The sequence below is a fragment of the Sphingobium sp. genome (assembly GCF_032153725.1).
GTDB lineage: Bacteria > Pseudomonadota > Alphaproteobacteria > Sphingomonadales > Sphingomonadaceae > Sphingobium.
Genome location: NZ_JALDYQ010000016.1, coordinates 59841 through 73381 on the forward strand (window position 1 = coordinate 59841; position 13541 = coordinate 73381).

The 13541-nt window shown below is 66.3% G+C and carries 13 protein-coding genes; 10 read left to right on the forward strand and 3 right to left on the reverse strand.

What is annotated here, in order from left to right; translation table 11 throughout:
- Positions 1-3 precede the first annotated feature (3 nt).
- Entirely contained in the window at positions 4-1503 is a 1500-nt protein-coding gene (locus tag RUH75_RS07700) for a CoA-acylating methylmalonate-semialdehyde dehydrogenase (protein ID WP_313803944.1), read from the reverse strand.
- Between the two features lie 98 nt (positions 1504-1601).
- On the opposite strand from RUH75_RS07700, the gene RUH75_RS07705 reads away from it, so the two are divergent.
- The 4 genes from RUH75_RS07705 to RUH75_RS07720 all read left to right on the forward strand — a co-directional run bounded on the left by RUH75_RS07705 (position 1602) and on the right by RUH75_RS07720 (position 6395).
- Complete coding sequence (locus tag RUH75_RS07705; protein WP_313803947.1) at positions 1602-2486, forward strand: LysR family transcriptional regulator; 885 nt, start codon at positions 1602-1604, stop codon at positions 2484-2486.
- A gap of 90 nt (positions 2487-2576) precedes the next feature.
- Positions 2577-3095, forward strand: a complete 519-nt coding sequence (locus tag RUH75_RS07710) for a sigma-70 family RNA polymerase sigma factor (RefSeq protein ID WP_409592335.1) — start codon at positions 2577-2579, stop codon at positions 3093-3095.
- Positions 3096-3172: 77 nt separating this feature from the next.
- Positions 3173-4138: a FecR family protein gene (locus RUH75_RS07715; protein ID WP_313803950.1), complete on the forward strand. Its 966-nt coding sequence runs from the start codon at positions 3173-3175 to the stop codon at positions 4136-4138.
- Entirely contained in the window at positions 4101-6395 is a 2295-nt protein-coding gene (locus tag RUH75_RS07720) for a TonB-dependent receptor (RefSeq protein WP_313803953.1), read from the forward strand. Before RUH75_RS07715 ends, RUH75_RS07720 begins: the two co-directional genes overlap by 38 nt.
- Here the strand turns inward: RUH75_RS07720 and RUH75_RS07725 are convergent.
- A complete protein-coding gene (locus tag RUH75_RS07725) occupies positions 6382-7407 on the reverse strand; it encodes an endonuclease/exonuclease/phosphatase family protein (protein ID WP_313803956.1) in 1026 nt (341 codons plus the stop codon). The genes RUH75_RS07720 and RUH75_RS07725 overlap by 14 nt on opposite strands.
- A 227-nt stretch (positions 7408-7634) precedes the next feature.
- On the opposite strand from RUH75_RS07725, the gene RUH75_RS07730 reads away from it, so the two are divergent.
- From RUH75_RS07730 to RUH75_RS07750, 5 genes are read left to right on the forward strand one after another with little or no spacing between them, the layout of a single operon-like run.
- Positions 7635-8372: a DUF2334 domain-containing protein gene (locus RUH75_RS07730; RefSeq protein ID WP_313803959.1), complete on the forward strand. Its 738-nt coding sequence runs from the start codon at positions 7635-7637 to the stop codon at positions 8370-8372.
- A gap of 1 nt (position 8373) precedes the next feature.
- Positions 8374-9546 carry a glycosyltransferase gene (locus RUH75_RS07735; protein ID WP_313803962.1) on the forward strand — a complete coding sequence of 391 codons (1173 nt, stop codon included), beginning with the start codon at positions 8374-8376 and terminating at the stop codon, positions 9544-9546.
- A complete protein-coding gene (locus tag RUH75_RS07740) occupies positions 9543-10502 on the forward strand; it encodes a hypothetical protein (protein WP_313803965.1) in 960 nt (319 codons plus the stop codon). The genes RUH75_RS07735 and RUH75_RS07740 overlap by 4 nt, the downstream gene beginning before the upstream one ends.
- The gene (locus RUH75_RS07745) at positions 10499-11002 is read left to right on the forward strand and encodes a DUF2141 domain-containing protein (protein ID WP_313803968.1); all 504 of its coding nucleotides are present in this window, start codon (positions 10499-10501) and stop codon (positions 11000-11002) included. Before RUH75_RS07740 ends, RUH75_RS07745 begins: the two co-directional genes overlap by 4 nt.
- 4 nt (positions 11003-11006) lie before the next feature.
- Positions 11007-12179: a glycosyltransferase gene (locus RUH75_RS07750; RefSeq protein WP_313803971.1), complete on the forward strand. Its 1173-nt coding sequence runs from the start codon at positions 11007-11009 to the stop codon at positions 12177-12179.
- 202 nt (positions 12180-12381) lie between these two features.
- Here the strand turns inward: RUH75_RS07750 and RUH75_RS07755 are convergent, their stop codons facing one another.
- On the reverse strand, positions 12382-12666 hold the full coding sequence (locus RUH75_RS07755) for a hypothetical protein (protein ID WP_313803974.1): 285 nt from the start codon (positions 12664-12666) through the stop codon (positions 12382-12384).
- 179 nt (positions 12667-12845) lie between these two features.
- Here RUH75_RS07755 and RUH75_RS07760 point away from each other — a divergent pair, with 179 nt between their 5' ends.
- Positions 12846-13466, forward strand: coding sequence for a methyltransferase domain-containing protein (locus RUH75_RS07760; RefSeq protein WP_313803977.1), 621 nt, complete (start codon positions 12846-12848; stop codon positions 13464-13466).
- The last annotated feature ends 75 nt before the right edge of the window (positions 13467-13541 follow it).

Consider the following 13541-nt stretch of genomic DNA (forward strand, 5'->3'; position numbering starts at 1 on the left):
CCCTTATTTCATTGTCGGGATGACGAAGCTCTGGTCGATCACGGCGCCGCCCGAAGGCCAGCGCTGGGTGATCTTCTTGGTGCGGGTGTAGAAGCGGACGCCGTCCAGGCCATATTGATCGAGGTCGCCGAAGCCCGAACGCTTCCAGCCGCCGAAGCTGTGATAGGCGACCGGCACCGGGATCGGCACGTTGATGCCGACCATGCCGACTTCGACATCGGCGGCGAACTTGCGGGCATAATCGCCGTTGCGGGTGAAGATGGCGACGCCGTTCCCATACTGATGCTTCGAGGGATAGCTGAGCGCTTCCTCGAAGGTCTGGGCGCGCAGGATCTGGAGCACCGGGCCGAAAATCTCGTCCTGATAGCTCTTCATCTGCGGCGTCACCCGGTCGATCAGCGTCGGGGCCAGATAGAAGCCCTCCTCATAGCCCTGGAGCGAGAAACCGCGCCCGTCGACGACGATTTCCGCGCCTTCATCGGCGGCCATCTGGATATAGCTTTCCACGCGGGCCTTGTGCACGCCGGTGACGAGCGGGCCATATTGCGCATCGGGATCGGTCGGGATGCCGGGACGCAGCGTTTCGATCGCGCTGACCAGCTTGGCGCGGAGGGCGTCGGCGGTGCCTTCGCCGACCGGCACCACCACCGGCAGCGCCATGCAGCGCTCGCCCGCCGAGCCATAGGCCGCGCCGACGATATCCGCCACCGCCTGATCCATGTCGGCGTCGGGCAGGATGATGCCGTGATTCTTGGCGCCGCCCATGGCCTGCACGCGCTTGCCGTTCTGGGCGCCGCGGGCATAGACATAATTGGCGATGTCGGAGGAGCCGACGAAGCTGACCGCCTTGATATCGGGATGGTCGAGAATGGCGTCGACCATTTCCTTGTCGCCATGGATGACGTTCAGGATGCCGGCAGGCAGGCCCGCTTCGATCGCCAGTTCAGCGAGACGGACGGGCACCGACGGGTCACGCTCCGAAGGCTTCAGGATGAAGGCGTTGCCGCAGGCGATCGCCATCGAGAACATCCACAACGGGATCATCGCCGGGAAGTTGAACGGCGTGATGCCCGCCGCGATGCCGAGCGGCTGGCGCATCGAATAGACGTCGATGCCCGGGCCCGCGCCCTGCGTGTATTCGCCCTTCAGCAGATGGGGGATGCCGCAGGCGAATTCCACTACTTCCAGACCGCGCTGGATATCGCCCTTGGCATCCGCGACCACCTTGCCATGTTCGGAGGAGAGCAGGACGGCGAGTTCGTCCATGTTCTGCTCGATCAGTTCCTTGAAGCGGAACATCACGCGGGCGCGGCGCTGCGGGTTGGTCGCGGCCCATGCGGGCTGGGCGGCAAGGGCGGAATCGATCGCCTTCTGGAGATGGGCGGCAGTCGCGAGTTCGACCTGCGCCTGCACCGCGCCGGTCGCGGGATTGAGCACGTCGGACAGGCGCGCGCCGGCCAGCGGGGCGGACTCGCCGTGAATGAAATGGGTGATGTTGCGCATTTTCCGGGTCCTCTCCAGACTTTGAACGGCTTTGATATAGACGGATCGGCTTTGCAGATATACAGATATCAAGACACATTGGTTGTGCAGATTTGCCTATGCTCAATTCCGACGAACTGCGCCTGTTCCTGGCCGTGATGCGGGAAGGCAATATGCTGGCCGCCGCACGCCGGGTCGGCGTCGACCATAGCACGGTCGCCCGGCGCCTGACCAATATGGAGGGGACGCTGGGCGCGCGGCTGTTCGATCGCAGCCCGCGCGGGGTTACGCCGACGCCCGCCGCCTTCGCGCTGGTTGCCCATGCCGAACGGATCGAAAGCGAATTGCTCGCCGCGATGAGCAGCGTCGCCGGGCGCGACCGGGAGGTGGAGGGGACGGTGCGGCTGGCGACGCCGGAGGCCTTTGCCAGCCATTTGATCGCGCCGCGCGTGGCCGATTTGCGGCAGCGGCACCCGCGCCTGACGCTGGAACTCGCCTCCGAAAGCAAGGTGGCCAGCCTTTCCCGGCGGGAGGCGGAGATTGCCGTGATGCTGAAACCGCCTCCCAAAGGCCGCTTCGTGACGCGCAAGCTGGTCGACTATCGCCTGGGACTCTATGCGTCCAAAACCTATCTGGAGCGGCAGGGGGAGCCGGCGACGCGCGCCGACCTCAGCCGCCATGTCTTCGTTTCCTATATCGAGGAACTGGCCGGATTTGCGGAGATGATCGCGCTCGATCAACTCCTGCCCGGCGCGACGATCGTCTTCCGGGCCAGTTCCAGCGCGGCGCAGCATGCGGCGGTGGCGGCGGGCATGGGGCTGGGCGTGCTGCATGTCTTCGCGGCGGCGGATGACGATCGGCTGGTCCAGCTTTTCCCCGAGTCGATGGAGGTGTGGCGCAGCTATTGGCTGGTCATGCATGCCGACCTGCAACGGCTGCCGCGCGTTCGGGCGGCAGCCGATTTCCTGGAGGACGTCACCCGAACGATGCGCGACCGGTTATAGGCCAACCCTGTCCGCAACATTACAGGCAATTAAATTGCAAAGACCGCCGGTTGGGAGAATGAAGGTGCCGGGATCGGAAGGGCGCGGGCTATGGAAGGCGGGCTGGAAACTGTCTATCACGCGCTTCGCGGCGAGTTGCTGCGGTTTCTGGTCGCGCGGACGGGCAATGCGGCCGAAGCGGAAGATGTGCTGCACGATATGTGGCTGCGGATCGGGGAGGGCAACAGCGGTCCCGTCGCCAATCCCCGCGCCTATCTCTATCGCGTCGCGCAGAATCTGGTGCTTGACCGGCTGCGCGAGAAGAAACGGCGCGAAATACGCGATCGGGCGTGGATGGAGATGGCATCCGGCAGCGATTTGCGGCATGCCGATCCCGTCGATCCGCGCGCCGATGCGCTGGAACAGATGACCGCGCGGGAGGAGGTGGCGCGGCTTGCCTCCGCCATCGCCAATCTCCCGCCGGGCGCGCGGCGCGCTTTCCAGTTGCATAAGGTCGAGGGCTTGCCCCATGGCGAAGTTGCCGAGCGCCTTGGCATCAGCAAGAGCGGCGTGGAGAAGCATATGGCGGTCGCCATGAAATATTTGCGCCGCGCGCTCCGCGATGACTGAGGCGTCGCGCTGATGCCGGCGTCACAGGGGAGGCAAAGCGGCAAAACCGGGAGGACATGCCGCGACGGGACGGGACCATGACGGAAACGATCATCGATCAGGCGATCGCCTGGCACCGCGCGCAGGACGATGCGGATTTCGACTGGGACGGCTTCACGCTGTGGCTGGAGGCTGATCCCGCGCATCGCGCCGCCTTTGATGAGATCGCCCTGCTGGACGCCCGGATCGTCGCGCATCGCCCGGCACTGGCCGCGCTGTTGCCGCCGGTGGAGGGCGCGCCGGTGGTGCTTCTCTCAGCGGAAAACCAGGCGGTGCCGCGCCGCCGCTGGACTCGCTGGGCCGGTGGCGGGATTGCGGCGGCAATGGCGCTGGCGATCGCCATTCCTGCTTTGCGGTCGCCCGCTTTGCCGGTGCTGGAGTATCGTACCGGCACGGGGCAGAGCCGCGCCATCGCGCTGAAGGACGGCTCCCGGATCGCGCTGGCCGCGTCCAGCCATTTGCGGGTGGAGGGCGAAGGACAGGACCGGTTGACGCTGGAGGGCAGCGCGACATTCGACATTCCACACCGTCCCGGCCGGACAATGATGATCCGGGCGGGCGGACAGGAAATCAGCGACATCGGCACGCGCTTCGACATATTGGCCGACGCCCGGACGATGCGGATCGCCGTCGCCGAAGGCGCGGTCGCGGTCAGGCCGACGGGCAAGAGCGAAGCGGTTCGCTTGTCGGCCGGGCGGCAGATGGTGATCGACCGGGCGGCGCATCAGGGCGAAATCAGTGCCGTAACGCCAAACGCCATCGGCAGCTGGCAACAGGGACGGCTGGTCTATGAAGGCGTGCCGCTCTCTCTGGTCGCGTCGGACATCAGCCGCTATGCAGGAACGCCTGTCAGGGCCGGAGCCGACGTCGCTGACAGGCATTTTTCCGGTGTGTTGATCGTGGGGGATGGATCGGGTCTTGTCGGTGAAGTGGCGCAGCTCATGGGCCTTCGGACTTCCTATCAGGGTGGCGCTGTCCTGCTGCGCGCTGGCGGCACCGGCTAGCGTCCGGGCGCAGGTCCGGCAGATCAGCATCGAAGCCGCGCCGCTGCCTGCGGCGCTGGCAGAATTATCGCGGCAAACCGGCGTCTCGGTCGGCTTCGAGGGGCGCTTGCCGGACTTCAGAACCCGCCCGGTCAACGGCAGGCTCACGGCGGAGCAGGCGCTGGCGCAGATTCTGAAAGGTACGGGGCTGAAGGCGCAGCGCCTGTCCGCCACGACCTTTCGTCTGGTGCGGGCGGGACGGTCCGCGCCTCGGCCTGTGGTCGAGCGGGCCCCCCTGCCGCGCCCCGGCGGAACGGTGGACATCATCGTCACCGGCACCAAGCGGGAAGAGGCGCTGGCCCGCCTGCCTGTTTCCATCGCCGTCGCGCAGGCACCGGGCGAACGGAGCGGCACGCTGCTGCCGGGAACCGCTGATGTGGCCTGGCGGCTCGACGGCCTGACGCTGACCAATCTGGGGCCGGGGCGCAACCGCGAATTCATCCGGGGCGTGGCCGACAGCCCATTCAACGGCAACAGCCAGTCGACTGTCGCCATTCTCGTCAACGATGCCCGTGCCGCCTATAATGCGCCCGATCCTGATCTGCGCCTGGTCGATGTCGAGCGGGTGGAACTGCTCAAGGGACCGCAGGGGTCGCTTTACGGCACGGGCACATTGGGCGGGGTCTATCATATCGTGACCCGCCCGCCCGATGCCGGTGCTTTTTCCGCCATGGCGGGCATCGGCGGCTCCGTAGCCACGCATGGCGAGATCGGCGGCAGCGCGGAGGCGATGGTCAATCTGCCGATCGTCGCGGACCGGCTGGCGGTGCGCGGGGTCGCCTATGCGGCGCGCGAGCCGGGCTGGATCGACACCGCCGGGCGGGGCGATGCGAACCGGGGGGAGGTGAGCGGGTTTCGCCTGGCCCTGCGCGCGTTGCCGGACGACTGGACCATCGATCTGAACGGCATCGTCCAGATGCAGGATGTCGCGGACAGCCAATATGTCTATGCCCGGCACCGGCTGGAACGGCCCGCGCAACCGGTCGAACCGCATGATAATGATTTCGCCATGGCATCTCTGCGGATCGCGGGAAAACTGGGGGATGCCGATCTCGTCTATGCCGGAAACTGGGTGGATCATGACGTATCCAGCACGCTGGATGCGAGCGCGCTGTCCGCATCCGCCTTTGGCGTTCCGGCTCCGGCGCTTTATGTTGAGCAGCGCAAAAACCGCCTGTTCGACCAGGAAGTCCGCCTGTCCCGGAGCGAGGGCAACGGCCTGTCATGGCTGGCGGGCCTGTCCTTCATGGATGTGCGCAACCACCTGTCGGGCGTGATCCGGGGCACCACGGATGTGACGGTGGCGACGGGGATACAGGGGGTGCTGGAACTCTCGGCCTTCGGCGATATCCGCGTGCCGTTGTCCGATGCGCTGTCCCTGAGCGCCGGCGGTCGCCTGTTCCATTCGCGGATCGAGGAGGAACGGGGCACGAAAAGGGCGCGGGTGGAGGTTTCGGTGTCGCGCAGCGGCTTTACCCCTTCGCTTGCCTTGTCCTGGCAGGCGGGGGGCAGCGATTTCCTCTATCTGCGCTATGCCGGGGCGCTGCGTCCGGGCGGCCTGTCGCAGACCAGCGCGGGATCGGCGGAGCGTTTTGAATCGGACGAATTGCAGACCTTCGAAGCGGGCTGGCGCCATGGCGCCTCGGCGCGGCTGACGATCAATGCCGATGCATTCCTGACGACATGGTCACATATGCAATCGGATTATCTGCTGTCCAACGGGCTGATCGGCACCCGCAATGTCGGTGACGCGCGCATTCATGGGGCGGAACTGTCGGTGGACTGGACGGCGCATGGCTGGGCCGTCACTGCCGGGCTGGTGGCGCAAAGCGCGCTGCTGACAAGGACGAGCGATGGGGCCGAGATCGAGGATCGCCACTTGCCCGTCATTCCGGACTGGACGGCGCGGCTGGGATTGAGCCGATCCTTCGCGTTTCGGGGATGGAGCGGGACCGCCGGCGCACGTTTCGCCTATCTCAGCCCATCCCGGCTCAGCTTCGATCCGGGGCTGGATCGCCGCATGGGCGATTATGCGCTGGCCGACGCCGATCTGCTGCTGCGCAAGGGGGTGTGGAGCATTCGCCTTTCAGGCAGCAATCTGTTCGATTGCAGGGCAGACAGCTTCGCCTTCGGCAATCCCTTTTCGCTCGGCAGGGGCGCGCAATATACGCCTTTGCGGCCGCGGCAATGGACGGTGAGTTTCACTAGGTCCTGGTGAGCGCGAAGACGGCGGCATAGCCGACATGGTCCGATAGCATGCTGCCGTCGGCGGCGTGACCGAAGGGCACCTCGATCCGGCGCAGCGCGACATCGATGTCCCGGCCGGGCGCGAAAAATTCCCAGTCCCGTCCACCCCGTTCCGATCGCCGCGCGTCGGCGGACAGCGGCAGGCGAAGCCCTTCCGCCGCCGCATAGGCGCTGTTCATGGGAATGCCGAAGCTCCAGTCCCTGGCCGCATGGTCGATCAGGTCGGCGCGGCGCGCCTCGGTCTGTCCGGCGTTGAAATCGCCCGCCACGATCAGCGCGTTGCGTGGATCATGATAGCGGCGGATGAAGGCGGTGAGGCATTCGAGCTGACGGCCATGGGCATGGTTCGACCGGTCGTCCGCCACATCGGATGCGCGGCGGCTGTTGAGATGCGTGGTGACGACATCGATCGGATCGGATTGGCCGGGCAGCCTGATCCGTGCCAGCACCGCGCCCTTGTTCGCCAGGCAATCGAACCCCGCGCAGGCGAAGCGGGGATAAGCCATGACATGCGCCTCGACGATCGGAAAGTCCGACAGCAGTTGCAGGCCGCTGCCGACGAAGGGGCCGATCCCCTCGCCATGGGACCAGCTTGCCACCGCCGCGAATCGGACGTCGCCGGGCCCGGGCGGCTGCGGGCTGGCGGCATATTCGCCCGGCCCGTCGACGATATAGCGATAGCCCGCCGCCCGCCCGATCGCCCGCGCGTCGCTGGTGAAGGCTTCCTGCAACAGCACGATCTGCGGATTGCGTCCCGCCGTGCGCAGTCCCCGCAACGTGGCGGCGATGCGGGCAAGGTCCGTGGGACGTCCCCATGCCACCGGCCAGGGCACGCCATGGACATTATAGGTCATCACCGACAGTTCGCCGCCGAAGCGGGCAGGGCCCGTCACAGACGCCGGGCTGCGGGTATCGGCCGAGGGAGCCGCCGCGATCAGCGCGGCGATGGCGGTCGTCCGCAGGGCATGTCCGAAAATGCGCACGCTTCTTCTCCTGCCGCGATGCTGGGAAGACGGCGGCGCGCGAATGTCGCCTCAGTTGTCGCAAGTCGAAAAAATAATCCGGCAAGGAACTGCGGTCATTTCCGGCCGCGACGTCTCCACGGCGGGAATGAAGGAGCGTCCATGGCAAGGCTTGTAACAATGGCGTCATCCCCGACCATCATAGCGCGCCCCGTAATGTACAGGCGTTCGGGGGGCGTGGACCTGTCATGAAGCGGCTTCTTTTTTCCATTCATGATGTCGGCCCCCGTTTCGAGACGGAGGTGGATCTGTTGCTGGACCGGGTGGCCCATCACGTCGGGCCGGCCGAACTGGCCATGCTGGTGGTGCCCGATCATTGGGGGCGGCATCCGCTGGTGGCGGATTGCTCCTTCGCGGCGCGGCTGCGCGCATGGGCGGAGGCGGGGGTCAGCATGTTCGTCCATGGCTGGTTCCACAGGGACATGGCTGTCCATCGCGATGCGCTGGCGCGATTCAAGGCGCGCCACATGACCGCGGGGGAAGGCGAATTTCTGGGGCTGGACAGCGGAACGGCGGTCCGGCGCATGCAGGACGGGCGCGATCTGATCGAACAGATTACGGGGCGGCCGGTGGCGGGGTTCATCGCGCCTGCCTGGCTCTATGGCGCGCCTGCGCTCGATGCGCTGGGGCAATGCGGCTTCGCGCTGGCGGAGGACCATATGAAGGTCTGGCATCCGCCTTCGGGCAGGGTGCTGGCGCGCGGGCCGGTCATCACCTGGGCCAGCCGCAGCCGGGCGCGCATTGCATCTTCGCTGCTGGCGGCGCGCCTGTTGCCGCCTCTGCTGCGCCATGCGCCGGTCGCGCGGGTCGCGGTGCATCCGGGCGACGCGCATGTGCCCGCGCTGCTCGCCAGCATCGATCGCGTGCTGCGGCGGCTGGGCCGCACCCACCGGCCTGCCCGTTATGGCGACCTGCTGGCGGGCTGATATGCGCGTTCTCACCTTCCTGCACAGTTTCGAGCCGGGCGGCGTTGAGCGGGTGGCATTGCGGCTGGTCCGCTGCTGGCGGGAACAGGGCGTCGACGCGCCGTTGTTCCTTGGGCGTGCCAGCGGCGCGATGCGCGGGGAACTGGGCGAGGGCCTCAATCCTCATATTCCCCGCCAGCCCCGCTTTTCCGTCGCCGGCTTCGAAACATTCTGGATGATCGCGACGCTGCCTTCCTTCATCCGCCGGTCGCGGCCCGACGCTCTGTTCTGCGCGGGCAACAGCTACGCCGTGGTCGCCGTCGCGATGAAGCTGCTGCTGGGCCGCGCCTGTCCGCCGATCCTGGCCAAGATCAGCAATGATCTGGAACGACGCGACATGGCCTGGCCGGGACGCTTGGCCTATCGGCTCTGGTTGCGAGTCCAGGGCTGGTTCATCGATCATTTCGTTGCCATCGCACCGGGGCTGGAGCGTGAAATCGCGGCGCTTGTCCGCCCGGCGGAACAGGCGATCAGCATCATTCCCGATCCTGCTTTGTCGCTGGCGCAGATCGATCGGCTGCGCGCCGTCCGCCGCGCGGGGGGAGGGGACGAGGGACGCCTGTTCGTCGCTATCGGCCGTCTGGCGCGGCAGAAAAATTATCCGCTGATGCTTGAAGCCTTTGCCGAGGCGGCGGGACCGGCCGATCGCCTGCTCGTCTTTGGCGACGGCCCCGAGCGCAGGGCGTTGCAACGACGCGTGCAGCGGCTTGGCATCGGCGATCGGGTCCGTTTCATGGGTCATGTGCCCGACCCGGCACTGGAGATCGGCCGGGCCGATGCTTTCCTGCTGTCCTCCGATTATGAAGGCATGCCTGCCGCCGTGCTGGAGGCGCTGGCCGTCGGCCTTCCCGTCATCGCCACGCGGTGCAGCGCGGCGATGGGAGGGTTGCTGGCCGACGGCGCGCTTGGCCGCCTTGTCCCTGTGGGCGACCTGCAAGGCTTCGCCGCCGCCCTGATGGAGGTGCCCTTGCCGCAGGATGGCCCGGCCAGCCTTGCCCAGGCGCGTCGCTTCACGCTGGAAGTCGCGTCCGATGCCTATCTCGACAGTTTCGGCAAGATTTCTTCGCGGCCGACTGCGGCGGCCCGCGCGCTGCGGCGTCATCCCATCCCGTCAACAATGACGAGCCCGTCATGACCGGCAACAGTTCCACCGGCTTCCTTCCTCCACCCGTCGTGCCGTTCGATCCGGCGGTCCTCGACCAGACGGTCCTCGATCCCCGGCCGCTGATCCAGTCGGGCCGCAACTGGACTCGCTGGGCCGGGCCGCTGGTTTCGGTGCTGATCCTGATCGTGGCGCTGCACCAGTTTCACGGCATCGATCCGGCCAGCCTCTGGACCTTGTTGCCGGACGGCATCGCCTTCTGGGGTGCCTTCGCGCTTTATTATCTGTCCGGCCCGCTGTCCGAATGGGTGATCTTCCGTCGCCTCTGGTCGATCCCGGCGGAAGGCTTCGCGGCGCTGCTGCGCAAGCTGGTGAGCAATGAGATACTGCTCGGCTATCTGGGGGAGGTCTATTTCTACGCCTGGGCGCGGCGCAGCGCGAAGATCACCACCGCGCCCTTTGGCGCGATCAAGGATGTGACGATCCTGTCCGCGCTGGTGGGCAATGGCGTGACATTGGTGATGGTGGCCTTTGCCGTGCCGCTGCTGGGCGCGGTCGATGCGCGGCTCAATACATGGGAAGTGGGCGGGTCGATCCTGTTCGTGCTGGCGACGTCGCTGGTCGCCATGCTGCTGCGCAAGCGGCTGTTCACATTGCCGCGCAAAGAGTTGTGGGGGGTCGCGGCCATCCATTTGCTGCGCATCGTCGCGACGACGATGCTGGCGGCGATGATGTGGCACATGCTGTTGCCCGCCATTGCCCTGAGCTGGTGGATCTTGCTCGGCACGCTGCGGCAGTTGGTGTCGCGCCTGCCCTTCCTGCCGAACAAGGATGTGGTGTTCGCCGGCATGGCCGCTTTCCTGATCGGGCGCGACAGCGAGATCGTCTCGGCCATGGCGCTGATGGCGTCGCTGATCCTTGCCGCGCATCTTCTGGTCGGCATGATGCTGGGCGTCACCGGCCTGCTGCGGGAAAGCCGGGCGCAATGATCGCGACCATTTTCCTCGCCACTGTGGCGATCCCCTCCATCCCGGAGCTGGGCAAGGCCGAGGGGCAATGCCGCGCGGATGAAAGAGGTGCAGCCTATCTGGTGGAGGTGGCGGGCCTCAAGGACCGCAAGGGACGGCTAAAGCTGGAGCTTTATCCCGCGAACGACACGGATTTCCTGGCGGATGACAATATCCTGATCGCCGCAGGCAAGCCGTTCCGGCGCGTCGAGGAACCGGTGCCGCCATCCGGCCCGGTGCAACTGTGCATTCGCGCGCCCGGCCCGGGCATCTATGCGCTCAGCCTGCTGCACGACCGCGACGCAAACCGCCGCTTCTCGCTGTCGATCGACGGCATTGGCTTTGCGGGCAACCCGAAGCTGGGCTGGTCGAAGCCTCATGCCGCAGTCGCCAGCGCGCCCGTGGGCAGCGGCCCCACGCATATCACCATCACCGTCAATTATCGCCGGGGGCTGTTCTCCTTCGGCCCAGCGGAGAAATAAGCTGATGCGCATCGTTGACGTCTGCGCCTTCTATGCGCCCAGCGGCGGCGGGGTGAAGACCTATGTGGAGCGCAAGCTGCGCGCCGGGGCGCAGGCGGGGCATGAGGTCATCATCCTCGCCCCGTCTGACAGCGACCGGGTGGTGGAGGCAGGCGGCGGCAAGATCGTCATGCTGCCCGCCCGCCGTTTCCCGCTGGACCGGCGCTATTCCTATTTCGACGATGAACAGTCGCTCCACGCCATGCTCGACCGGCTGCAACCCGATCTGGTGGAGGCGTCCTCGCCCTGGGGCAGCGCCGCGATGGTCGCCCGCTGGCGGGGAGGAGCGCCACGCGCGCTCATCATGCATGCCGACCCTTTGTCCGCTTATGCCTATCGCTGGTTCGGACCGGTGTTGAGCCGTGAGACGATCGACCGGGGCTTCGACTGGTTCTGGCGTCATTTGCGGCGTCTGGACGACAGTTTCGATCTGGTGGTCAGCGCCAGCGACAGCCTGACGCAGCGGCTGGAGGCCGGACGCCTGAGGCGCGTCGTGACCCTGCCCATGGGCGTCGAGCCCGGCCATTTCAGCCCGGCGCGGCGGAATGAGCGGCTGCGCGCGCGGTTGCTGGACCGCTGCGGTCTGAGCCCCGATGCGACATTGTTGTTGGCGGTCGGCCGTCATGCGCCGGAAAAGCGCTGGCCCATGGTCATCGATGCCGTCGCCTCCGCGGGCTTCAGCACGCCGGTGGGGTTGGTGTTGGTCGGCGACGGACGGGAACGGGCGCGGGTTCGCCGTGCCGCCGCCAATAATCCGCATATCCAGTTGCTGGCGCCGATGCATGACCGGGCCGCGCTGGCCGAACTGCTCGCCAGCGCCGACGCGCTGGTCCATGGCTGCGAGGCGGAAACCTTCTGCATGGTCGCGGCGGAAGCGCGCGCCAGCGGCCTGCCGGTCATCGTCCCGGACGAAGGCGGTGCATCGGATCAGGCGCGCAGCGGTGGCGGTCTGCTTTATCGCGCCGGGCAGGCCGACGGCCTGGCCGCCGCCATTGTCGATTTCGTGAAGGAAGAACCCGCCGGGCAGCGCCGCCGCGCCGCGATCATGGCGCCGTCGGTCATGACCATGGACGATCATTTCGACAGGCTCTTTTCCGCTTATGAGCGCCTTGCATCGGGTCGGCGCCATGCTGCTTAAGCGATCATTGCCGCTGGGGCGGCGCTCCGGAATGGCCGCTGGCGATCGGCCGGAACCTCGCGCGCGAACGAAAGATGCCGGGCAACCTCATCATTGCGGCCTGCAACACCGGTCCAACTGCGAATGCTGGTCCTTCTGGGCTGCCATGCTCTGGTGGCTGCTGCGGCGCTCGTGATCCCCGTCAGATTTAACGCAGCGCGCCTTATCGGTGCGCCAACCGCCGCCTGTTCCTGTCCACGGCCTTTCGGTAATGGGCGGTCGAGGCCTGCATGACCGAAAGCGGCGTCGTGCCCAGGGCGCCGGTCATGGCTTTCCATTGCAATGCCGCTGCCGCTTCGATTTTCTCGACGACCATCCGCTGTGCCTCGATCGCCGCGGCTGGATTGCCGGCCAGCAGTTTCGGCAGGCGAAGGCTGATCACCGTGGCAGCTTCCAGTCCCAGACTCCAATAGCTGAGGGCAACCGTCATGGGATCGATCTGCCGCATCTTTATCTCCTGCTTCCTGTTCACGCTGTTCGCCATAGCCCATTTTGCGGCTTTGTGAGCGAGTCTCGATTCATGTGAGGTGATTTTCAGGAACTTGGCTCTGATCCCAGTGGTTTCCCCCACAGGCTTTGCCACCATGCCGTGGCGGCATAAGCAGAAGATCGGAGAGTGGAGCAATCGTGGCGACATCATTCGAAGACAGGGCGGCGCAAGGCCGGCTGGGTGAAGGCCGAGGTCCGGAATTTCTGGCGCTCGCCTTCAGGGAGTTTTTCAGGAACCCCCTGGCCGTCGGTTCAGCCTTCCCGGCGTCGCGTTTCCTGGTGGACAGCATGTTGGCGCCTGTCGACTGGAGCCGACAGGATTGCGTCGTCGAATTCGGTCCGGGCACCGGCATATTCACCCACGCCCTGCTGGATCGCCTTCCCGGCCATGCGCGGCTTCTGGCCGTTGATACCAGCGCGGCCTTCATCGATCATCTGCGCAAGGGGACCGATGACCGACGCCTGATCGCCGTTGCCGGTTCAGCCGACAATATCCTGAACATCATGGCCGATCATGGATTGGACAGGGTTGGCTGCATCCTTTCCGGCTTGCCCTTTTCGACGTTGCCGCCGGGCCGGGCGGAACGGCTCATGCGGACAAGCTGCCGCTCATTGGCGTTCGATGGCCTGTTTCTGGCCTATCAGATGCGCAAGACCGTGGCGCCTCTTCTCACGCGAAGGTTCGCCAGGGTCACGACGGGTTTCGAGTGGCGCAACATGCCTCCCTGTCATCTCTATTGGGCGTCTCGTCCGCTTTGATGAGGCAGGGGGCGGCCCTTCCCCCCACTTCAGTCGTCGGCGGTCTGTTCAGCCAATTGAGCGATGATGTTGAGG